Origin of the sequence: Paenibacillus septentrionalis (assembly GCF_042659865.1) — a bacterium.
Taxonomy (GTDB): domain Bacteria; phylum Bacillota; class Bacilli; order Paenibacillales; family Paenibacillaceae; genus Pristimantibacillus; species Pristimantibacillus septentrionalis.
The window spans coordinates 118,575-140,717 of record NZ_JBHSTE010000008.1 but is presented as its reverse complement, the minus strand read 5'-3'; the positions used below and the strand labels follow the sequence as shown (position 1 = coordinate 140,717).

The window sequence follows — 22,143 nt, the reverse complement described above, 5'->3', positions numbered from 1 at the left end:
GAATACTAGGTTTATAGAAAAGCAATGATGGACAAGATAGAAGTAGAGACGTTCCGGGACGCAAGCGGTACATTTTAGCGGGTGTACGAAAGGGGCTTGTGTATAATGAATCAATCTACTTTTTCTTTTTCCTATCGTAAAGTTTATGGGTATGTTGCACTTATATTAATGGTTTTAGTGATGAGCTGGGAATATCAGAAGGTTGATGCTGCGCTGCACACAGAATCTATTCCTGAGGAAGCCATTCGCTTGCGTATTTTGGCTAATTCGGACTCTGCTTCCGATCAATATATTAAAGCGATCGTTCGTGATGCGGTTGTGGAAGCAATGAACAGCTGGGTAAATGAGCCGATGTCTATTGAAGAGGCTAGAGCAACACTTATTAGCCGTGATGAGGAGCTTCAGCAAATTATCGGGAATACATTAAAGCAGAATGGTTATTCCTATGGATATGAGACAACGATTGGTCAGGTTGAGTTTCCAACGAAAATGTATGGGAAGCAAGTATACCCTGCTGGTGAATACGAAGCGCTGTTAATTACACTAGGCAAAGGCGAAGGACGCAACTGGTGGTGTGTACTATTTCCACCGCTTTGCTTTACAGATGCGGTAGCGGGTGAAGCCAGTGGAGTAACGACGGTAGCTGCTGAAACAAATTCAGAAGAGCAAGTGGAGCAGGAAGAAGCGGCGGCTTCTGATGTAGAGGTCAAGTTCTTTATTCTTGAGCTGCTGGAAGATATCGGCGCCTGGTTTGGTTCATTGTTCGATTAATGCTAAGTGGAAACTTATGCGAGGCAAGGACGGCTGTTGGCTTGTCCGTCAGCATGGAATGGCCCATATTCCCTCCACATATGCTATAATAACGTGGCAAATGAAGATGAGGGATGGATAATCGTGAACGTTCATACAAATGTATGGAAGATCAATCAAATGGATTCAGAATGGCAAAAGGAGCTTGCTGTGCCTGCTGCAAAGCTTGCAAATGGAGAGCAAATCGCATTTCCTACAGAAACGGTGTATGGACTTGGTGCCAATGCTTGCGATGATGAAGCGGTAAAAGGAATCTTCGCTGCAAAAGGACGACCATCTGACAATCCGCTTATTGTACATATTTATGATAAAAGGCAAGTTTATGAGCTGGTCTCACATGTGGGCAGGATGGCTGAACGGTTAATGGAGACGTTCTGGCCAGGGCCCCTCACTATTATTCTTCCAGTGAAGCAGGGCATTCTGTCAGCGCTAGTAACATCGGGTCTTGATACGGTTGGCATACGCATGCCAGATCACGCTGTAGCACTGGAGCTGATGAGACAAGCGGCAGTGCCCGTTGCAGCACCAAGCGCCAACACATCTGGACGACCTAGTCCAACAGTGGCTGCTCATGTATATACGGATTTGTCAGGGAAGATAGCAGGTATTGTAGATGGTGGTCCAACTGGAGTAGGCCTTGAATCGACGGTTGTTGAGCTTGTAGACGAGACGCATATTCAAGTGCTTCGACCAGGCGGAGTTACGCTGGAGCAGCTTCAGATCTGCTGCCCAGAGGCTCAGATCACGATGGATATAGAGTTGTTAAGTCAAGAAGCACCGCGCTCACCAGGTATGAAATATACACATTATGCGCCTCAGGGGCAGCTTACGGTTGTTCAAGGCGAGCCAGAAGCGGTGAGCGCCTATATTCAGGAGCAGCTAGTGCTTTATGGCAATGCGCATCGCTGTGGTGTGTTGTTTTTTGATGAGCATGAACATTATGAGTCACGGGCCAGTCTTGCCCTCAGCTTGGGGAGTATGCACGAGCTTGAGCAGGCTGCGGCTCGCTTATATGATGCGCTTCGTCAGTTCGATGAGCAGCGCATTGAATATATTTGGTCGGAGGCCAGTACAACGGCTGGAATTGGCGCAGCGTTCATGAATCGGCTGCTTAAGGCCTCGGGTCATCAAGTAATTAAGGTGTAAAGAATGCAATAAGGTGTCAACATTATCCTTTTGTCCGCATATGCTTGTACAAGTACATCGGACAAGGGGATTATAAATATGGATATCAATGTATGGCTTGGTCAGCTCATGACGATTACAATGATCGCACTAGCACTTGGTTTTGATGCATTTTCACTAGGAATAGGCATCGGTTTGCGAGGCATACGCTATTTGCATATTTTAAAGCTCAGCGTAGTCATTGGCTTATTTCATATTTTGATGCCGATTGGCGGCATGCTGACAGGGAAGATGATGAGTGTTGTGCTTGGCGAATGGGCAACCGTTGCTGCCGGTGTGCTGCTTATTCTTCTTGGTTTGCATATGATCGTCAATTCCTTGAAGGAAGAAGAAACCCAGCTATTTGACCATCGCACCTTTTGGGGGCTTATGCTGCTGGCCTTTAGCGTCAGTGTAGATTCCTTTTCTGTTGGGATTACACTAGGCATGTTCCAGCTCCCGTTATGGATAACCGTACTGCTGTTTGGATGCTTTGGTGCGTTGATGGCTATGCTAGGATTAACTGTTGGCAAGCGAGTTAGCCATTCACTGGGAGAGTATGGAGAAACATTAGGCGGTGTGATTCTAGTCGTGTTTGGTATTTACTTTATTGTATAATAAGAACGTAAAGGAGTTGGCGATTATGAAGCGAATTTTGTTCTTATGTACAGGCAATACGTGTCGATCTCCAATGGCCGAAGCATTGCTTAAACGTATGGCTGATGAAAAAGGAGTCGCGCTAACAGTCCGCTCTGCTGGTATCTCTACCATTGATGGGCTGCCTGTTTCCGCGCAATCGATGCATGCACTCAAGCAGCGCGGCATTAATTATAAGGGAAGTTCTGCTGCAGTGGATGAAGAGGTGCTGCATTGGGCAGATCTTGTTTTGACAATGACATCTGGACATAAGCGAGAGGTCATTCGTCGCCATCCGGATGTGCTGGATAAAGTGTATACGCTCAAGGAATATGCGTACTTGGATAATGAGCTGAAATCCAAGCTTCATGAGCTTGAAAAGCTGTATTCCGAGCTGCAGATGCAGCTTGCGCTAGGGCAGAACGTCGACGAAGAAAAGAGAAAGCGAGCGCTTGAGCTTGAGAAGGTTGTTCCTGATTTTGATATAGCGGATCCATTTGGAGGACCTCAATCAGTGTATGATGCCTGTGCCGTTGAGCTAGAAGAGGCGATTGTCAAGCTGGTTGACAAGCTGCTGGAGCAACAGCGCTAGGATGTCAGCGACGATTACGAGAAGTAGAGAATAGGCAGTCGCATATTTTCATCGTAAACGATTGATATTTCATGTTAGATCGGCTATGATAATTATAAATTAACGGTCTTCGATGTAACTGGCGACGAAAGTGGGGAACCACGGTGGAGCATCGAAGCATACGGCCGGTCGCCTGGGCAAAGAGCAGCGTGCTTTAAGCATGTCTTGCTCTTTTTTTCATTTTTTATGAAAAAGCGTTATACTAATTGTGAGAGAATACGAACAGCTTGTTTCTTTTTTCATATTCCAAACAGAACGAAAGGGTGTTTTACCTTGAAAATTGCAATAAGTGCTGATCATGGCGGCTACCGCTTAAAAAATGAAATCGTACCGTTTCTTCAAGAGCAAGGTCATGAGGTTGTTGATTTTGGTTGTGACTGCAATGTTTCTGTGGATTATCCGGATTATGCAATGCCTGTATGTGATCTCGTTGCAGAAGGAAAAGCGGACCGTGGTATTTTGATTTGCGGTACAGGAATCGGGATGTCCATTGCAGCTAACAAACGTGCTGGCATTCGCTGTGCGCTAGTATCCGATACCTTTTCCGCACATGCTACTCGTGATCATAACGACACAAATGTGTTAGCGCTTGGTGAACGCGTGCTGGGGCCAGGTCTTGCACTGGATATTGTGAAAATATGGCTTGAAACCCCGTTCTCTAATGGTGAGCGTCATGTCAATCGAATCAGTAAAGTGATGGAAATTGAAAAGCGCTATATTAAAGGAGAGTAAGGTGTATGTCCTATTCACTTGATCATATAACTGCAGAAGTTGCAACAGCAATCAGTGAATTAATGGAGCATTGTCAGTGGAAAAAGCCTAAGCTGCTAATTATTGGCGCGAGTACGAGCGAGGTAGCGGGTGAGCATATCGGTTCCGCTGGCGCGCTTGACATAGCACAGGCTATATATACAGGATTGCAGCAAGCAAAAGGCAGCTTTATCCCGGTATTCCAATGCTGTGAGCATTTGAATCGCGCAATTGTAGTTGAGCGGGAATTGGCAGAAGCGATGAATCTACCAATTGTACAAGCAAAGCCTATACCAAAAGCAGGCGGATCTATGGCGGCATATGCTTATAGTCAGCTTGAGGATCCATGTCTGGTCGAGAGTATTGCCGCGGATGCAGGCATCGACATTGGTGATACCTTTATCGGGATGCATCTTAAATCAGTCGTCGTACCGTTTCGTGCCTCCATTCGTTCGGTTGGCTCAGCGCATGTAACGCTGGCTTTTACTAGACCGAAGCTGATTGGCGGCGAGCGAGCAGTATATGAATAAAGCAACACATATTAAGGAGGATATAAGATGGAGCATTTACGCAAGCAAGACCCAAAAGTATTAGAAGCACTAGGATTAGAACTTCAACGTCAACGCGACAATATTGAATTGATTGCGTCAGAAAACATTGTCAGCCCGGCAGTATTGGAAGCTATGGGTTCTGTATTGACAAACAAATACGCTGAAGGCTATCCAAGCAAACGCTACTATGGCGGCTGTGAGCACGTTGATATTGTAGAAGATATCGCTCGTGATCGTGCAAAAGAATTGTTTGGTGCAGAGCATGTCAATGTGCAGCCGCATTCTGGCGCTCAGGCAAATATGGCTGTATACCTAGCGGCATTAAAGCCTGGCGATACTGTACTAGGCATGAATCTAGCGCATGGCGGTCACTTGACACACGGCAGCCCGGTTAATGCATCTGGTCTTCTTTACAATTTCGTTGCTTATGGTGTTCAAGAGGATTCATTTACAATTGATTACGAGGAAGTTCGCAAGCTTGCGTTCAAGCATCGTCCTCGTTTAATTGTAGCGGGTGCTAGTGCATACCCTCGTGTAATTGATTTTGAAAAACTAGGACAAATTGCAAACGAAGTCGGCGCATTGTTCATGGTAGATATGGCTCATATTGCAGGTCTTGTAGCGGCAGGCTTGCATCCAAGCCCTGTGCCTCATGCTCATTTTGTAACAACAACTACACATAAAACGCTTCGTGGTCCTCGCGGCGGTATGATTCTATGCCGCAAATCATGGGCCCAAGCGATTGATAAAGCTGTATTCCCTGGCTCTCAAGGTGGCCCTCTTATGCACATTATTGCTGCAAAAGCAGTTGCGTTTGGTGAGGCATTGCAAGATGAGTTTAAGCAATATGCAACAAACGTTGTAAACAATGCAAAAGTACTAGCAGAATCACTAACAGCTAACGGCATTAATCTTGTATCTGGCGGTACAGACAATCACCTGATGCTGATCGATACGCGCAACCTTAACATTACAGGTAAAGATGCAGAGCATGTACTGGATGAAGTGGGTATTACCGTTAACAAAAATGCGATTCCATTCGATCCGACAAGTCCATTTATTACAAGTGGTATTCGGATAGGTACACCTGCAGCAACGGCTCGTGGCATGAACGCTGAAGCGATGAAGGTGATTGCTGATGTCATTGCATCCGTTCTAAAAAATCCTCAAGACGAAGGCGTTAAAGAAGAAGCTCGTGTTAAAGTTCGTGATTTGACAGCGAAGTTTCCAATTTACCCAGGTTTAACTTACTAATCTTAAAACGTAAAGCCATAATAAGGCAGCAATACTGGCCTTATTATGGCTTTTTTTGTTGTCTAAATTAGAAAGTCAGTCCACTTAAGGATGAATATGGACAATAGAAGTCTGTATGATTATTACAATTTTTACGTATAGAGGCGAGTAAATATGCAAATATTAAACATACGACTGACCAAAAGTGGAAAATTATTACAAGAACATCTTGCTAACAGAGTAAAATAGTGTAATCCAATAATTGTATTCAATAGTTGTTCACAAAATTAACGAATGGGTTCAATTTCAGTCGCACTCATGGTTCTAGGTAATTTGCACTTAATCATATAACCATGAGGTAACAGCAGTTGTCTTGACAGGTTCCGTTTGCAGGAGGTATATTCATCTCCGTCTTTTTATTAAGGGGTTGTAAATTTGCACGACAAATCGGAATATTAGCAGACTTGCATATTCATGCAAAACCTAATATTGCTTGTAATGCACACGATTCGATCCACACCAAGCGCTTTACACATCAAGAAAAAGGGGAGTAACAACATGAAAACAAACAAACTTGTATCCATTCTTTCGTTGGTGCTAGTGTTTGCTCTGATAACGACTGGCTGTGCTGCCGGCTCTAACAGCGATGGGCAACGCAACAACGAGTTTCGTATGAATCTAGCAAGCGAACCACCATCCCTTGACCCAGCACAGGCGACTGACCAGGTTTCGTTTACCGTAATCAATGCAATCTATCAAGGCTTGACTACGCTTGATGAGAACGGTGATGTTCAACCGGGTATCGCTGAAACGTGGGATATTTCAGAAGACGGAAAAACGTATACGTTCACGATTCGTTCCGATGCACAATGGAACAATGGTGATGCTTTGACAGCACACGATTTTGAATTTGCATGGAAACGTGCATTAGACCCGATGCTTGTTCCTGAGCCGTCTCAATATGCTTATCAGCTGTACTATATTGAAGGCGCTGAAGCGTATAACACTGGAAAAGGCTCTATCGATGACGTAAAAGTGAACGCAACAGATGATCATACATTGGTTGTAACGCTTAATGCTCCAACGACTTATTTTGAGTCGCTGCTTTCGACATCCGTGTATTTCCCGGTTCATCCATCTGTAGCTGAGAATGAAGCATTTGCCGCATCTGCAGATACGATGATTACGAATGGACCATTTACGATGACCGATTGGAAACGCAATACGTCCATTACGCTTGAACCGAGCGAAACGTACTATGATCGCGAAAACATCAAATTCTCCAAAGTGTTTTTCACAATGGTGAATGATTCTAACTCTGAGCTAAATATGTACGAGACAGGCAAGCTTGATTTTGCTGGTTATCCTACAGGAGCACTTCCAACTGATCAGTATGTATCACTTGAAAAGAAGTATCCAGATGAATTCCACAATAAAGGAATTGCAAGCTTATATTACTACTTGATCAATACAACAGAAGCGCCATTTACGAATCAAAAAATTCGTCAGGCGTTGTCGCTATCCGTCAATCGTGCTGACTTAACGGAAAAAGTAACGTTAGGTGGACAAATTCCTGCATACGGACTAGTGCCTCCAGGCATAAAAGGTGCTGAAGATGAATTCCGCAACGAAGTAAGCGACGATTACTTCCAGGAAGATATTGAATTGGCAAAACAATTGCTAGAAGAAGGCTTGGCTGAAGAAGGCCTAACACAGCTACCAGCATTCTCAGTCATATTTAATACGAATGAATTGCATCAAAAGGTTGCTGAAGCAATTGTTGACATGTGGCGCAATAATCTTGGTATCGACGTTCAAATTGGCAACGAAGAGTGGGGTGTATTCCTTGACAACCGTACAGCTATGAACTATCAGGTTGCACGTGCTGGATGGGGAGCGGACTACAATGATCCCATTTCTTTCATAGGCCTCTTTACTTCGAAGAGCGGCAATAACAATACAGGCTACAGCAACGCCGAGTATGATGAGCTTGTTAAACAAGTAAACAACACTTCGGATGCTGCAGAACGCATGCAGTTAATGGCTGATGCTGAGAAGATGTTTATTGAATCACATTCCATTATTCCGCTTTATTACTACAGTAATGTGTATTTGATGAAGCCTAACGTTAAAGGGGTTTATGTAGACTTTAAAGGCGACATTATATTTACACATGGTTATTATGAAGCAGAATAAAGTCTCTTGAGTAAAACGAAAGGGATATATGCGTAGTTTCGGCATATATCCCTTTCTTTCAGCATGATGTTATGGAGGTGCACAATCATTGGTTCGATATACGATCAAGAAGGTTTTGTATATGCTGCTCTCACTTTTTGTGCTGGCATCCGCTACGTTCTTTCTTATGAAAGCCATACCGGGTAATCCATTTCAATCCGAAAAGAACATTCCTCCAGCTATACAGGAAAGGCTGATGGAACGCTATGGATTTGATAAGCCAGTTTGGGAGCAATATTTAAATTATATGGGTAACTTGCTGAAGCTTGATTTGGGTACATCAATGAAGCAGCAATACGTTACCGTCGAAAGCGTTATTAAAAATGGTTTTGGTTATTCTTTGCAGCTTGGTGCGTTAGCAATTTTGGTGTCAATCGTAGTTGGTGTGCTGTTGGGGCTTATTGCAGCATTGAATCATCGTAAATTTCTTGATGGATTTACAATCTTTATTGCTGTATTAGGTGTTTCTATTCCTAACTTTGTTGTTGCTTCTGCTTTGCAGTATATATTTGGTGTACAATTGCGCTGGTTCAGCGTAACGGGTCTATATGGTCCGCTTGATTATGTTCTTCCAGTTATCGCGTTATCCTTTTTGCCTACGGCATTTATTGCTCGTTTAACCAGATCGAGCATGATAGAGGTATTATCAGCAGATTATATTAAAACCGCAAGATCGAAAGGTTTGTCTGGTAGAGTTATTTTGGTTAAGCATGCATTGCGCAATGCGATCCTGCCTGTTGTCACATACGTCGGTCCGATGACGGCTAATATTATTACCGGATCGGTTATTGTCGAACAGATATTTGGTATCGGTGGTCTCGGCAAGGACTTTGTCAACAGTATTACGAATCGTGACTATACCCTTATTATGGGCTTGACGTTGTTTTATGCTGTTATTCTTATGATTGCTCGTCTGATTACGGATATTGCTTACGGCTTTGTTGATCCACGAATTAAATTAACGAGCGGTAAAGGAGGATCGTAATGTCAGACCAAACGTTGAAAAGAGAAGACTTCGCCAAGCTTGATAAGTCGGAACAGCACACGGAAGTAGTTGTGCGCGAGAGCATATCAGCTTGGAAGGATGCATGGATTCGCTTGAAGGAAAACAGATTGGCGATGATTAGCTTAGGTGTGCTGATTCTCATTACCTTGTTTGCCATTTTTGCGAAGTATATGACACCTTATGATTATATGACTAATGATCTTGCAAGTACGAATCTCCCACCAAGCTCAGAGCATTGGTTCGGTACGGATGCACTTGGTCGTGATATGTTCCAGCGGACTTGGATGGGTGCAGGTATTTCCTTGCAGGTAGGCCTGTACGCAGCACTGGTAGACCTTGTGCTTGGCGTTATTATTGGCGGCATCATGGGCTACTACGGCGGAAAAGTTGATGAAATTCTGAATCGCTTTTGTGAAATTATGTATTCAATTCCGAGTATGCTTGTTGTTATTTTGCTAATCGTTGTAATGCAGCCAAGTATGTTTACAATCGTTTTGGCGCTTAGTATTACCGGCTGGATCAATATGGCATGGATCGTTCGAGGTCAAGTGATGCAGCTAAAAAGCCAGGAATATGTGCTTGCTGCACGTACGCTTGGAGCGAGTACATCACGTATTATGTTCAAGCATTTGATTCCGAATGCGATGGGCCCGATTATCGTGACAATCACGATGACCGTACCATCTGCTATTTTTGCAGAGGCATTTTTAAGCTTTCTAGGTCTAGGTGTTCAATCGCCAGCTGCCTCTCTTGGAACATTGATTAATGACGCCTTAAAGGCGATGACGGTATATCCATGGCGGATGCTGTTCCCTGCCATACTCATTAGTTTGACAATGCTTTGCTTTAATATTTTTGGTGACGGTCTACGTGATGCACTTGATCCAAAAATGAAAAAATAGGAGGTGGAAACATGGAAAGGCTACTAGAGGTTCATGATCTAAAGGTTAACTTTAACGTTCGCGGCGGTGTCGTACAAGCTGTACGTGGCGTGAACTTTCATATTAACAAAGGTGAAGCTGTAGCTATTGTAGGTGAATCTGGTTGCGGTAAAAGTGTGACCGCTCAATCGTTGATGCGCCTGATTCCGAGTCCTCCTGCTAATTTGAGTGGTAAAATTCTGTTTAATGGGGAAGATTTGTTGAAAAAAACCGACAAGGAGATGGAGGCGGTTCGCGGCAAGGATATCGGCATGATTTTTCAGGACCCGATGACTTCCCTTAACCCTACATTGACAATCGGTACGCAAATTATTGAAGGTCTGCTTAAGCATGAGAAGCTTAGCAAAGCAAAAGCGCATAAACGCGCGATTGAAATGCTAAAGCTTGTCGGTATTCCTAATCCGGAAAGCCGTGTAGATCAATATCCTCATCAATTTTCAGGTGGTATGCGTCAACGCGCCATGATCGCCATTTCGCTGGCGTGCAACCCTGCACTGCTTATTGCGGATGAACCAACTACCGCGCTTGATGTTACAATTCAGGCTCAAATTATGCAGGTCATGAAGGATTTGCAAAAGAAAATGGGTACGTCGATTGTACTCATCACGCATGATCTCGGTGTTGTTGCCGATGTCTGCGATCGTGTCATCGTGATGTATGCTGGAAAGGTTGTTGAGACAGGTACAAAATTCGAAATTTTCAACAACCCACAGCATCCTTATACAAGAGGTTTGCTTCGTTCAGTTCCGCGCTTGGATCAGAAGAAGGATGAGCCGCTTATTCCGATTCACGGTACTCCGCCAGATTTGTTCTCGCCACCAAAAGGCTGCAGTTTTTGCGCCCGCTGTGATGAGGCAATGAGGGTTTGCGTGGACAATGATCCGGATCTTGTTATTGCTGAAGAAGGCATGGAGCATGAAGGCCATCGTGCTGCATGCTGGATGCTGCACCCTTATGCGAAAGGGGAAGTGAGATCATGAGTAAACCTTTAATAGAAGTTAATCATCTAAGCAAATTTTTTAATTTGGGAAATAATAATATTCTTAAAGCGGTCAATGACCTTAATTTTTCTATAGAGCAAGGGGAAACGGTTGGTGTCGTCGGAGAATCAGGCTGCGGTAAGTCAACAGCTGGACGCACTATTATGCGCTTGTACGAGCCGACTGATGGTGAGGTGCTATTCAACGGGAAGAACATTTACAAGATGCGCGGCTCTGAGTTGAAGCAGCTGCGTCGCGACATGCAGATGATCTTCCAGGATCCGTATGCATCGCTTAATCCACGAATGACTGTCATGGAAATTATTGGGGAAGCATTGGATATTCATAAGCTGGTGAGCAGCCGTGCAGAGCGTAAAAAACGCGTAGAGCAGCTGCTTGATCTCGTTAATTTGAATGCTGCTCACGCTTCTCGTTATCCGCATGAGTTTTCTGGCGGTCAACGTCAGCGGATCGGTATTGCAAGAGCACTAGCGGTTGATCCAAAGTTCATCATTGCCGATGAGCCAATTTCAGCGCTTGATGTTTCGATTCAAGCACAGGTTGTCAATCTGCTTCAGGATTTGCAGCGTGATATGGGCTTAACGTATTTGTTTATTGCCCATGACTTGTCGATGGTGAAGCATATTAGTGATCGAGTCGCAGTAATGTATCTTGGTAAAATCGTTGAGCTTGCTCGCAGTGAGGATTTATACGATGACCCTAGACATCCGTATACTCGCGCTTTAATGTCTGCCATTCCGATCCCGGACCCGCATGTTGAGGAGACAAGAGAGCGTATTGTATTAAGCGGCGACCTGCCGAGTCCGATTCATTTGCCTACGGGTTGTCCATTCCACACTAGATGCCCGATGGCAACTGAAAAGTGTAAAGTGGATACGCCTAAGCTGCTTGAAGTGAAGAACAATCATTTTGCAGCTTGTCACTACGCGTAAGCTTATTATGATAATGGGATAGATTTGAATCGACCAGGGGCATAAACGCTTCTGGTCGTTTTTTCTAATAAACAAAATGAGACTAATTCTGCAGGGCGGAGGAATTTAGACCTTGCCGAAGGGGTATGATATAATTTTCACATGCTCAAAGGTAAACGAGTTGTAAATTATGATGCAACAACTAGTTGACAGTGCTATAATAAGTGGGATTATGAGCAATATTAATAAGAAGAAAAAATAGATATGCACGAGAAAATTCAAGGTTAAAATTGGGAGGCACCATGGGTAAATTATTTATTTGTGATCATCCGATGATCCAGCACAAATTAACATTTATTCGAGATAAAAATACGAACACAAAGGATTTTCGTGAACTCATTGATGAAGTTGCTACATTTATGGCATATGAGATTACTAGAGATCTTCCTTTGCAGACGGTTAAGGTGGAAACGCCTGTAGCCGTAACAGATGCAAAAATTGTTTCGGGTCGTATGATAGGACTTGTGCCTATTCTTCGTGCTGGTCTCGGAATGGTGGATGGAATATTGAAAATGATTCCTTCTGCCAAGGTTGGTCATATTGGACTTGCCCGTGATCATGAGACGCTTAAGCCTAAGGAATACTACATTAATCTGCCTACGGATGCTCAAGAAAGATTGTTGATTGTCGTTGATCCTATGCTAGCGACAGGTGGCTCTGCGATTGCTGCCATCAACTCACTCAAGCAGCGTAATTGCGAGCACATCAAGCTGATGTGCGTGATCGCTGCGCCAGAAGGGGTTAAGGCGGTTCAGGAAGCACATCCTGATATCGATATTTACATCGCTGCGCTTGATGAGTGCCTGAATGAAAAAGGCTATATTGTGCCTGGGTTAGGTGACGCAGGGGACCGAATTTTCGGCACCAACTAAGAAGATGTAGTTCTAACATCCGACTTTGATGACGGTGGTTAGCGTTGTAGCTTATTCGACGGCGAATCTTGAACGCTAGCGAAAGGTTTTGCTTCCGATGTATGTTTTCTGCGAAAACATTTTATGTGCTCACGTAGTTTACACCTACGCTGCGCTCCTTGTTTTCTACTATCGTCCAAGCTTCTTGGTCCTGAAAGCCGAATGTTAGAACCTTTATTGGAAGCGGTAGTTCTAACATCCGACTTTGATGACGATGATGGGTGTTGTAGCATATTCGACGGCGAATCTTGAACGCTAGCGAAAGGTTTTGCTTCCGATGTATGTTTTCTGCGAAAACATTTTATGTGCTCACGTAGTTTACACCTACGCTGCGCTCCTTGTTCTCTACTATCGTCCAAGCTTCTTGGTCCTGAAAGCCGAAGGTTAGAACCATTATTGGAAGAGGATGTTCTAACATCCGACTTTGATGACGATGATGGGTGTTGTAGCGTAGTCGGCGGCGAATCTTGAACGCTAGCGAAAACTGCGGTGCTCACGTAGACAATACCTACGCTGCGCTCCTTGTTTTCTACTATCGTCCAAGCTTCTTGGTCCTGAAAGCCGAATGTTAGAACCTTTATTGGAAGAGGATATTCTAACATCCGACTTTGATGACGATGGTTAGCGTTGTAGTGTAGTCGGCGGCGAATCTTGAACGCTAGCGAAGGGCTTATGCTTCCGAGGTATGTTTTCAGCGAAACATTTTACTTAATTGAATATCTATGATTGAATGAAGAATTGGAGTTGAGCAGTTTGTCTAAGTTGAAAGTAATGACGATTTTTGGAACGAGACCTGAGGCTGTAAAAATGGCTCCGTTAGTGCTGGAGCTGCAAAAACGCGAGGATGACATTGAATCGATTGTATGCGTGACGGCACAGCATCGCGAAATGCTGGATCAGGTGCTTGACTTTTTTGAAATTAAACCGAATTATGATCTGAATGTCATGAAGGATCGTCAAACTCTAACTGAAACAACGATACGCGTTATAGAGGGACTGGACCCTGTGCTTGAAGAAGCCAAACCAGATATTGTGCTTGTACATGGCGATACGCAAACGACCTTTTTGGCGAGCTACGCTGCTTTTTTGAAGAAGGTTAAGGTTGGGCATGTTGAGGCGGGCCTACGCACATGGAACAAAATGTCTCCTTACCCTGAAGAGATGAATCGTCAGCTTGCAGGCGTATTATCCGATCTTCACTTTGCACCGACAGAATGGTCAGCAAACAATCTTCGCAAGGAAAATAAAAATGAGGATACGATCTACATAACAGGCAATACCGCAACGGATGTGTTTCAATATACGGTAGATGACTCATTTAGACATCCGGTTATTGACTGGGCACAAGGAAAGCGTATGGTGCTGATGACCGCTCATCGCCGCGAGTCGTTGGGAGAGCCGCATCGCAATGTTTTCCGTGCTGTCAAACGAATTGCTGATGAGTTTGAGGATGTAGCATTTGTATATGCCGTGCATCCGAACCCTGCTGTACGAGAGCCGGCAAGAGAGATATTGGGTGATCATCCTCGTATTCAGTTGATCGACCCGCTTGATGTCTTTGAATTTCACAACTTTTATCCGCATACATACATGATTATGACCGATTCAGGAGGTATGCAGGAGGAAGCGCCTTCTTTTGGTGTACCAACGCTTGTACTACGCGATACAACTGAGCGTCCTGAGGGAATTGAAGCTGGAACGCTGGAGCTTGTTGGTACAGATGAAGAACAGGTTTATGCGCGTGCAAAGGAACTTTTAACCAATTCCGAACTGTACCTGAAAATGAGTCAGGCAGCCAATCCGTATGGAGACGGACAGGCTTCAGAACGTATCGTAGACGCAATTCTTCATTATTTTGGAAAAGTGAGCGAAAGACCAAATTCGTTCACACAACGTTCATAGTTTTTGATTTTGTGAAGCAAAAATCCCGAATATACAGTATACAGTAGTACTGTACGGTTTTTCGATGGCGAACATCCCTTGTCAGACAAGGGATGTTCGCCATAAATAGCAGTGTTTATATCGGAAATTCAATTGACAAACCTTACACCGCTTCGATAAAATATATGGGGATTGACAGGAGTGTCTGCCAATGAGCAAGAACCGAAAATTAGATCAGCCCATTTATGCAGTTGCGCTAATGGGAGCGATAGGTGTACAAGTTGCGCTCTTCGTCGTTCTGGGCTATTGGCTAGGTGCTTATGTAAGTGATTTAACTGGAAGCAAGGGTTGGGTCATCGGTGGTGTTCTGACTGGACTTGCTATCGGTATAGGATCAGCAATCTTAGTAGTGTTGAAGGTGTTGGAGGGCTCCGATGGATAAAATGATGAAGTCAGCAACACGTTGGATGCTCTACCTTCTGGCGTTATCGTTAATTGCTTATGCATTGTTTCCAGAATGGAGATCGGTTGCATTTGGATTAGCGCTAGGCTTGATAGCGAGTGCTATGAATGCGTTTTTATTGCAACGCAGAGTAGGGCTTGTAACCGATTCTGTCACGCAGGAAGGCACTCGAGTTAGAAGAAAAGGTCTCGGATTTGGTAATCGTATTGCAACGGTACTACTGCTTGCAATGTTCGGCTATCAATACCCCGACATCATTAATTTGCCTGCCGCACTTGCTGGCAGCATGGTAATGCCTTTTCTATTATTAATTGCAGCTATTATTCACACTGTGAAAGAAAATAACGGCGGAAAGGGGTGATATTGACTTATGCATTTGTTTCCAATAGTGGAATTCATGGGAATCCAATTTGACCTTTCAGCTATTATTGCAATTGTTGTAACCGCAATAATTGTGTTCGTATTAGCTCGTTTGTCAGTGCGTAATCTTTCGATTGAGAATCCGTCCAAGCTGCAAAACTTTATGGAATGGGTTATCGAATTCGTTCACAACACGATTGCGAGCACGATGCCGTTTGAAAAAGCGAAGAAGTTTATCAGCTTAGGTATGACGCTAATCGTATTTATTTTCGTAGGTAACCTGCTAGGCTTACCGTTCCAGATCATAACGGAAGCTCATCATGAAATTCCATGGCTTGTAAATGTAACACAGGCGTATCTTGATTCTCATGGGGGTCACGCGCATATTGCTTGGTGGAAATCTCCAACGGCAGACTTGTCTGTAACGGCAGGACTAGCGCTTGTTGTATTCGTTATCGTACATTTCCTAGGTATGAAATGGAACAGAAAGCACTATCTTAAGCACTACTTTGAGCCGTATCCGATTTTCTTCCCTATCAACTTAATTGAAACACTAGCAAAGCCTTTAACATTGGCACTGCGTCTTTATGCAAACATTCTAGCAGGTGAAATTTTGATTTCTACCATTTTGATGCTAGGTATTGTAGGTACACCATTTATGATGGTATGGCAAGGATTCAGTATTTTCGTTGGGGCAATTCAAGCCTTCCTATTCACCATTCTTACAATGGTATACATTTCTCAGGCGGCGATTCACGAAGATGATCCTGCTCTGACCCATTAATCTCAGGAACTAGCTTTGAACAGCCTTTAGGTGGATTCAAAGTTTGTTATACAACATTTTTTATTAAAATAATTAACCCATTTTGAGGAGGATTTAGTAATGAGTGTATTGGCAGCAGCTATTGCAGTAGGTCTAGGCGCGATTGGCGCAGGTATTGGTAACGGTATGATCGTATCTAAAACGGTTGAAGGTATCGCTCGTCAACCAGAACAAAAAGCAGCACTACAAACAACAATGTTTATCGGTGCAGGTATCGTAGAGGTTGTTCCTATCGTTGGCGTTGTTATCGGTTTCTTGGCATTCTTTAGCTAATATGGGAACAGTTATGGCGGGGAAGGGCTTGCCCTCTTCGCCTTTGTTTTGATTACCTTTACTAATTGGAGGAAAGGAGTGCAGCTATGAGTTTCTACTGGACATCGACTGTATTTACAATTATTGCTTTCTTACTTCTGTTATGGCTCTTGAATAAGTATGCGTTCGGTCCACTGTTCGGAGTAATGGAGAAGCGCAGACAATTAATCCAAGAACAGATGAACGCAGCAGAAAATAGCCGTGTTGCGGCTGAAGCTTCTATGGCAGAACAAAAAGCGGCTCTTGATGAAGCGCGCAAGGAAGCTTATGCGATTATCGAGCAAGCTCGTGCAACAAGCTCCAAGCAAGCGGATGATATTGTAGCTTCTGCGAAAAATGAAGCAACAAGACTTAAGGATGAAGCACTCAAAGATATCGAGAGTGAGAAGAATAAAGCGATCTCCGCACTTCGTACAGAAGTGGGCGGCATTTCTGTGCAAATCGCTTCCAAAATTATTGAGAAGCAAGTGGACGAAAAGTCTCAAGAAGAGATCGTTGATAAGTATCTTAAAGAGGTTGGCAATAAATGAGTCGCGATGCAGTGGTAGCGAAGCGCTACGCACAAGCATTGTTCGAACTTGCAGCCGCTGGCAAGGTCGTTAATGAGGTTGAGCATGAAATTAAGCTTGTTGTAACTGCGTTGTCAGACAATGAGCAGTTAAATAAATTTCTTAATCTGCCTGGTGTAGAAGTTGAGAATAAGGTTGAGCTTTTGAAGGAATCCTTCGGCTCTTCCGTTTCCGAGCTTGTATATAACACATTGCGTCTTATGATTGAGCGTGGACGTCAAAATGTTATTGCGAATTTATATGAAAGCTATGCAAAAATCGCTGGCGAGGTGCTTGGTCAAGCGAAGGCAGTCGTTTACACGGCTACTTTGCTGTCAGAATCCGAGCTTGCAGGCGTGGCTGCTCAATTCGAACAAGTAACAGGCAAAAAAATCGTAGCAGAGCAAGTGGTTGATCCAGCACTGCTAGGCGGCGTTCGTGTACGGATTGGCGATCGTTTATATGATGGTAGCTTGTCCGGCAAGCTAGAGCGTTTGCAAAAAACTTTAAATTCTAAAGCACTGTAGATAGGGGTGAACGAATTGAGTATCAGACCTGATGAAATTAGTACGCTGATTAAACAGCAAATTGAAAAATATAAATCTGAAATTGAGGTCGTGGATGTCGGCACTGTTATCAACGTCGGTGACGGTATCGCTCGTGTTCACGGTCTTGAAAATGCGATGCAGGGAGAGCTTCTTGAATTCGCTAACGGTGTCGTAGGTATGGCTCTTAACCTTGAGGAGAGCAATGTCGGCGTCGTTATTCTAGGACCGTATACAGACATTCGTGAAGGTGACCAGGTTAAACGTACTGGCCGCATTATGGAGGTTCCAGTTGGTGAAGCACTTCTAGGACGCGTAGTTAACGCACTAGGTCAGCCGGTTGACGGCAAGGGCCCAATCAACACTAATGAATTCCGTGCGATTGAATCTCCAGCTCCTGGTGTTATCGATCGTAAGAGCGTTCATGAGCCAATGCAAACAGGTATTAAAGCGATTGACTCCATGGTACCAATCGGTCGTGGTCAGCGTGAGTTGATTATCGGTGACCGTCAAACGGGTAAAACGGCGATTGCGATTGACGCAATCATCAACCAAAAAAATACAGGCGTTAAATGTATTTATGTCGCAATCGGTCAAAAGCAATCTACAGTAGCGAACGTAGTTGAAACATTGCGTCGCCATGGTGCGCTTGACTACACGATCGTTGTTACAGCAAGTGCATCTGAGCCATCCCCACTATTGTATCTTGCTCCTTATGCAGGATGCTCCATGGGTGAGTACTTTATGTACAAAGGTGAGCACGTACTCGTTATTTATGATGACTTGACTAAGCAAGCAGCAGCTTACCGTGAGCTTTCGCTATTGCTTCGTCGTCCTCCGGGCCGTGAAGCATATCCAGGGGATGTATTCTATCTACACTCCCGCTTGCTAGAGCGTGCAGCTAAGCTAAGCGATAAATTGGGTGGCGGTTCATTAACGGCACTGCCATTTATCGAAACACAAGCTTCTGACGTATCTGCTTATATCCCGACAAACGTAATCTCCATCACAGACGGTCAGATCTTCCTAGAGGCAGACTTGTTCTACTCTGGTCAGCGTCCTGCGGTTAACGTAGGTATTTCCGTATCTCGTGTTGGTGGTTCCGCTCAAATTAAAGCGATGAAAAAAGTTGCAGGTACACTTCGTCTGGACCTTGCTGCTTATCGTGAACTACAAGCGTTCTCTCAATTCGGTTCTGATCTTGATAAATCTACAGTAGCACGTCTAAACCGTGGTGCTCGTACGATGGAGATTCTTAAGCAAGGCGTTAACCAGCCAATGTCTGTTGAGAAGCAGGTTATCTCAATCTACACAGCGGTTAAAGGCCATCTTGATGAGATCGCGCTAGAAGATATTCTACGCTTTGAGCAAGAATTCTTAGCATTCTTAGACAGCAAGTACCCTCAAATCGGCGCTTCAATCCTTGAAACAAAGGATCTAGTTGCTGATAACGAGAAAGCACTTGTTGATGCAATCAATGAATTTAAAAGAAGCTTTGCTGCCTCTGTATAAGACAAGCGGTAAAGAATCGTCTGATAGATGATCGTCTGTATTAGTCCTTTTAGCGGCTAATGCAGACCCCTTACCAAGCTTGGCCTATGCCAGGCATCAAAGGCGGGTGAAACGAAATGGCAAAAGGCATGCGTGAAATTAAGCGTGAGATTAAAAGTAAACAAAACACACGTCAAATTACGAAAGCGATGGAGCTGGTCGCTGCATCCAAGCTGAGAAAAGCACAGGAGGCTGCAGTCGCTGCTCGTCCATATGCGGATAAATTGTTGGAAGTAGTCAGCAATATTGCTTCAGGAACAAATGGGGTAACTCACCCTATGCTGGAGTCCCGTCCGATTAAGAAGACGGCTTATCTAGTTGTTACTTCTGATCGTGGTTTGGCTGGTGGTTATAATGCCAATCTCCTACGCAAATTAACGCTGACGATTAAAGAAAGACATCAGTCTGCTGATGAATATGCGATTTTTGTTATCGGACGTAAAGGCCGTGATTATTTCCGTCGTAGAAATATGCCGATTATCGAAGAGATTATCGGATTAGCGGATGCCCCTACATTCGGTGATATTAAAGCGATTGCTGCAAGTGCAGTCAATCAGTTCTCAGAGGGCGTATATGATGAGCTTTATATCTACTATAATCAGTTCGTTAACGCATTGACTCAAATTCCGACTGAAACTCGTCTATTGCCGCTTGATAACCTATCAGGTGAGCAGCAGGCTGTTTCTTCCTATGAGTATGAGCCTTCCGCAGAAGGCGTGCTTGAGGTGCTTTTGCCGAAATATGCTGAAACGCTTATCTATAGCGCAGTATTGGATGGCAAAGCAAGTGAACAAGGTGCTCGTATGACAGCGATGGGCAGTGCAACGAAAAATGCTACGAAGATGATTAACTCCTTGACTTTGACATACAACCGTGCACGTCAAGCTGCGATTACGCAGGAAATCACGGAAATTGTTGCAGGAGCTAATGCACAATCTTAAGTTGATATAATGAGGAACCAGGAGGGAAAGCAATGAAAAAAGGACGCGTTGTATCCGTCATGGGTCCGGTCGTCGATTTGGAATTTGAACGCGGCAATCTGCCAGAAATTATGAATGCTGTTGCGATTCAGCATAAAGCAGAAGCTGGCGGTGTAGATATCGATCTTACGCTGGAAGTTGCCGTTCACCTTGGCGATAACCTAGTTCGTGCTGTAGCGATGAGCTCTACAGACGGTCTAGTTCGCGGCATGGAAGCAGTTGATACTGGAGCTGCAATTACAGTACCGGTTGGTGCTGCTACACTTGGTCGCGTATTTAACGTACTTGGTCAACCGATCGACGAAGCTGGTGATGTTGTTTCTGAAGTGAAACTACCAATTCATCGTCCAGCACCGACTTTTGACGAGTTGTCAACACAAGCTGAAATTCTTGAAACAGGTATTAAAGTTATCGACCTTCTTGCGCCGTATGCAAAAGGCGGTAAAATCGGTTTGTTCGGTGGTGCTGGTGTAGGTAAAACGGTAACCATCCAAGAGCTTATTAACAACATCGCACAAGAGCATGGCGGTATTTCCGTATTCGCGGGCGTAGGTGAGCGTACTCGTGAGGGTAACGACCTTTACCACGAGATGAAGGATTCCGGCGTACTAAGCAAAACGGCGATGGTATTCGGTCAGATGAATGAGCCTCCAGGCGCGCGCTTGCGTGTTGCTCTAACCGGCTTGACAATGGCTGAGTTCTTCCGTGATGAAGAAGGCCGCGACGTACTACTATTCGTTGATAACATCTTCCGTTTCACGCAAGCAGGTTCTGAGGTATCCGCGCTTCTAGGCCGTATGCCTTCAGCGGTAGGTTACCAGCCAACGCTTGCAACTGAGATGGGTCAATTGCAAGAGCGTATCACGTCTACGAAAAAAGGTTCAGTTACATCGATCCAAGCGATCTATGTACCAGCCGATGACTATACGGATCCAGCTCCTGCAACAACGTTTGCTCACCTTGATGCAACGACAAACCTTGAGCGTAAAATTTCTGAGATGGGTATTTTCCCAGCGGTAGATCCACTGGCTTCCTCTTCTCGTATTCTTACACCAGAAGTACTTGGTCAAGAGCATTACAACGTAGCGCAAGGCGTTAAGAAGATTCTTCAAACGTATAAAGAATTGCAAGATATTATCGCAATTCTTGGTATGGATGAGCTATCCGACGAGCAAAAGCTGCTTGTGGCGCGCGCACGTAAAATTCAATTGTTCTTGTCTCAACCATTCCACGTAGCTGAACCTTTTACAGGTCTAGCTGGTAAATACGTACCTGTTAAAGAAACAGTACGTAGCTTTAAAGAAATTCTCGAGGGCAGACACGATGATCTACCAGAGGAAGCATTCCGCTATGTAGGTACAATCGAAGAAGCCGTGGAGAAGGCCAAAACGCTTGTCTAGTAGCGAAGGGCGGGAGGAATCCACATGAGTACGTTTCTAGTTGAAATCGTAACGCCTGAGCGCAAGGTGTATGGTGAACAGGCGAATATGGTCGTGGTTACAGGTGTGGAAGGTCAGTTAGGGATTATGCCTAATCATATTCCGCTAGTAACTCCGCTTCGTATCGCGCCTGTTACGATTAAGCGTGACGGAGGCTCGGATGTAATTGCAGTGAATGGCGGTTTTATTGAAGTCCGTAAGGACAAGGTCGTCATTCTAGCTGAAAGTGCAGAGCGTGCAGAGGACATCAATGTTGAACGTGCAGAAGCAGCAAAACAGCGTGCTGAGCAGCGTTTAGCAATCGCAAAAGGCGATGAAATTGATTTCCGTAGAGCGGAACTTGCTTTGCAGCGTGCAATGAATCGTCTGAACGTTACACATATTAAATAATTGAAAAGCTG

General features: G+C 44.4%; 24 protein-coding genes and 1 riboswitch. All 24 genes read left to right on the top strand.

The window, feature by feature from the left end; genetic code table 11:
• Positions 1-105: 105 nt before the first annotated feature.
• The 24 genes from spoIIR to ACFP56_RS20095 all read left to right on the top strand — a co-directional run bounded on the left by spoIIR (position 106) and on the right by ACFP56_RS20095 (position 22,132).
• Positions 106-771, top strand: a complete 666-nt coding sequence (spoIIR, locus tag ACFP56_RS20210) for a stage II sporulation protein R (RefSeq protein ID WP_379238030.1) — start codon at positions 106-108, stop codon at positions 769-771.
• Positions 772-930: 159 nt separating this feature from the next.
• Complete coding sequence (locus ACFP56_RS20205; protein WP_379238087.1) at positions 931-1,956, top strand: L-threonylcarbamoyladenylate synthase; 1,026 nt, start codon at positions 931-933, stop codon at positions 1,954-1,956.
• Positions 1,957-2,034: 78 nt separating this feature from the next.
• Positions 2,035-2,592 (top strand): manganese efflux pump MntP, encoded by a 558-nt coding sequence (locus ACFP56_RS20200; RefSeq protein WP_379238028.1) that lies wholly within the window; start codon positions 2,035-2,037, stop codon positions 2,590-2,592.
• Positions 2,593-2,617: 25 nt separating this feature from the next.
• Positions 2,618-3,202, top strand: a complete 585-nt coding sequence (locus ACFP56_RS20195; protein ID WP_379238026.1) for a low molecular weight protein arginine phosphatase — start codon at positions 2,618-2,620, stop codon at positions 3,200-3,202.
• 104 nt (positions 3,203-3,306) lie between these two features.
• Positions 3,307-3,387: riboswitch (ZMP/ZTP riboswitch) on the top strand.
• A 127-nt stretch (positions 3,388-3,514) separates the two neighbouring features.
• Positions 3,515-3,973: a ribose 5-phosphate isomerase B gene (gene rpiB / locus ACFP56_RS20190; RefSeq protein ID WP_379238024.1), complete on the top strand. Its 459-nt coding sequence runs from the start codon at positions 3,515-3,517 to the stop codon at positions 3,971-3,973.
• A 5-nt stretch (positions 3,974-3,978) separates the two neighbouring features.
• Positions 3,979-4,521 (top strand): TIGR01440 family protein, encoded by a 543-nt coding sequence (locus ACFP56_RS20185; RefSeq protein WP_379238022.1) that lies wholly within the window; start codon positions 3,979-3,981, stop codon positions 4,519-4,521.
• A 27-nt stretch (positions 4,522-4,548) separates the two neighbouring features.
• Positions 4,549-5,796 (top strand): serine hydroxymethyltransferase, encoded by a 1,248-nt coding sequence (locus ACFP56_RS20180; RefSeq protein ID WP_379238020.1) that lies wholly within the window; start codon positions 4,549-4,551, stop codon positions 5,794-5,796.
• 537 nt (positions 5,797-6,333) lie between these two features.
• Positions 6,334-7,971, top strand: a complete 1,638-nt coding sequence (locus tag ACFP56_RS20175) for a peptide ABC transporter substrate-binding protein (RefSeq protein WP_379238018.1) — start codon at positions 6,334-6,336, stop codon at positions 7,969-7,971.
• 88 nt (positions 7,972-8,059) lie between these two features.
• Positions 8,060-8,995 (top strand): ABC transporter permease, encoded by a 936-nt coding sequence (locus ACFP56_RS20170; protein ID WP_379238016.1) that lies wholly within the window; start codon positions 8,060-8,062, stop codon positions 8,993-8,995.
• On the top strand, positions 8,995-9,918 hold the full coding sequence (locus tag ACFP56_RS20165) for an ABC transporter permease (RefSeq protein WP_379238014.1): 924 nt from the start codon (positions 8,995-8,997) through the stop codon (positions 9,916-9,918). The genes ACFP56_RS20170 and ACFP56_RS20165 overlap by 1 nt, the downstream gene beginning before the upstream one ends.
• An 11-nt stretch (positions 9,919-9,929) precedes the next feature.
• Positions 9,930-10,937, top strand: a complete 1,008-nt coding sequence (locus ACFP56_RS20160) for an ABC transporter ATP-binding protein (protein WP_379238012.1) — start codon at positions 9,930-9,932, stop codon at positions 10,935-10,937.
• The gene (locus ACFP56_RS20155; RefSeq protein ID WP_379238010.1) at positions 10,934-11,890 is read left to right on the top strand and encodes an ABC transporter ATP-binding protein; all 957 of its coding nucleotides are present in this window, start codon (positions 10,934-10,936) and stop codon (positions 11,888-11,890) included. The genes ACFP56_RS20160 and ACFP56_RS20155 overlap by 4 nt, the downstream gene beginning before the upstream one ends.
• A 281-nt stretch (positions 11,891-12,171) precedes the next feature.
• Positions 12,172-12,801, top strand: a complete 630-nt coding sequence (gene upp / locus ACFP56_RS20150; RefSeq protein ID WP_379238008.1) for a uracil phosphoribosyltransferase — start codon at positions 12,172-12,174, stop codon at positions 12,799-12,801.
• Between the two features lie 792 nt (positions 12,802-13,593).
• Positions 13,594-14,742 carry a non-hydrolyzing UDP-N-acetylglucosamine 2-epimerase gene (gene wecB, locus ACFP56_RS20145; protein WP_379238006.1) on the top strand — a complete coding sequence of 383 codons (1,149 nt, stop codon included), beginning with the start codon at positions 13,594-13,596 and terminating at the stop codon, positions 14,740-14,742.
• Positions 14,743-14,932: 190 nt separating this feature from the next.
• The gene (locus ACFP56_RS20140; RefSeq protein WP_379238004.1) at positions 14,933-15,163 is read left to right on the top strand and encodes a hypothetical protein; all 231 of its coding nucleotides are present in this window, start codon (positions 14,933-14,935) and stop codon (positions 15,161-15,163) included.
• The gene (locus ACFP56_RS20135) at positions 15,156-15,545 is read left to right on the top strand and encodes an ATP synthase subunit I (RefSeq protein ID WP_379238002.1); all 390 of its coding nucleotides are present in this window, start codon (positions 15,156-15,158) and stop codon (positions 15,543-15,545) included. The genes ACFP56_RS20140 and ACFP56_RS20135 overlap by 8 nt, the downstream gene beginning before the upstream one ends.
• Positions 15,546-15,554: 9 nt before the next feature.
• Positions 15,555-16,328 carry a F0F1 ATP synthase subunit A gene (atpB, locus tag ACFP56_RS20130; protein ID WP_379238000.1) on the top strand — a complete coding sequence of 258 codons (774 nt, stop codon included), beginning with the start codon at positions 15,555-15,557 and terminating at the stop codon, positions 16,326-16,328.
• A gap of 99 nt (positions 16,329-16,427) precedes the next feature.
• Positions 16,428-16,640, top strand: a complete 213-nt coding sequence (atpE, locus tag ACFP56_RS20125) for a F0F1 ATP synthase subunit C (protein ID WP_379237998.1) — start codon at positions 16,428-16,430, stop codon at positions 16,638-16,640.
• Between the two features lie 86 nt (positions 16,641-16,726).
• Positions 16,727-17,209, top strand: coding sequence for a F0F1 ATP synthase subunit B (gene atpF, locus ACFP56_RS20120; RefSeq protein WP_379237996.1), 483 nt, complete (start codon positions 16,727-16,729; stop codon positions 17,207-17,209).
• Positions 17,206-17,754: a F0F1 ATP synthase subunit delta gene (locus ACFP56_RS20115; RefSeq protein WP_379237994.1), complete on the top strand. Its 549-nt coding sequence runs from the start codon at positions 17,206-17,208 to the stop codon at positions 17,752-17,754. Before atpF ends, ACFP56_RS20115 begins: the two co-directional genes overlap by 4 nt.
• A 15-nt stretch (positions 17,755-17,769) precedes the next feature.
• On the top strand, positions 17,770-19,284 hold the full coding sequence (gene atpA, locus ACFP56_RS20110; protein ID WP_379237992.1) for a F0F1 ATP synthase subunit alpha: 1,515 nt from the start codon (positions 17,770-17,772) through the stop codon (positions 19,282-19,284).
• Positions 19,285-19,400: 116 nt separating this feature from the next.
• Positions 19,401-20,264 (top strand): ATP synthase F1 subunit gamma, encoded by an 864-nt coding sequence (gene atpG / locus ACFP56_RS20105; RefSeq protein ID WP_379237990.1) that lies wholly within the window; start codon positions 19,401-19,403, stop codon positions 20,262-20,264.
• 32 nt (positions 20,265-20,296) lie between these two features.
• Positions 20,297-21,703 (top strand): F0F1 ATP synthase subunit beta, encoded by a 1,407-nt coding sequence (gene atpD, locus ACFP56_RS20100; protein ID WP_379237988.1) that lies wholly within the window; start codon positions 20,297-20,299, stop codon positions 21,701-21,703.
• Positions 21,704-21,727: 24 nt separating this feature from the next.
• Complete coding sequence (locus ACFP56_RS20095) at positions 21,728-22,132, top strand: F0F1 ATP synthase subunit epsilon (RefSeq protein WP_379237986.1); 405 nt, start codon at positions 21,728-21,730, stop codon at positions 22,130-22,132.
• Positions 22,133-22,143 lie beyond the last annotated feature (11 nt).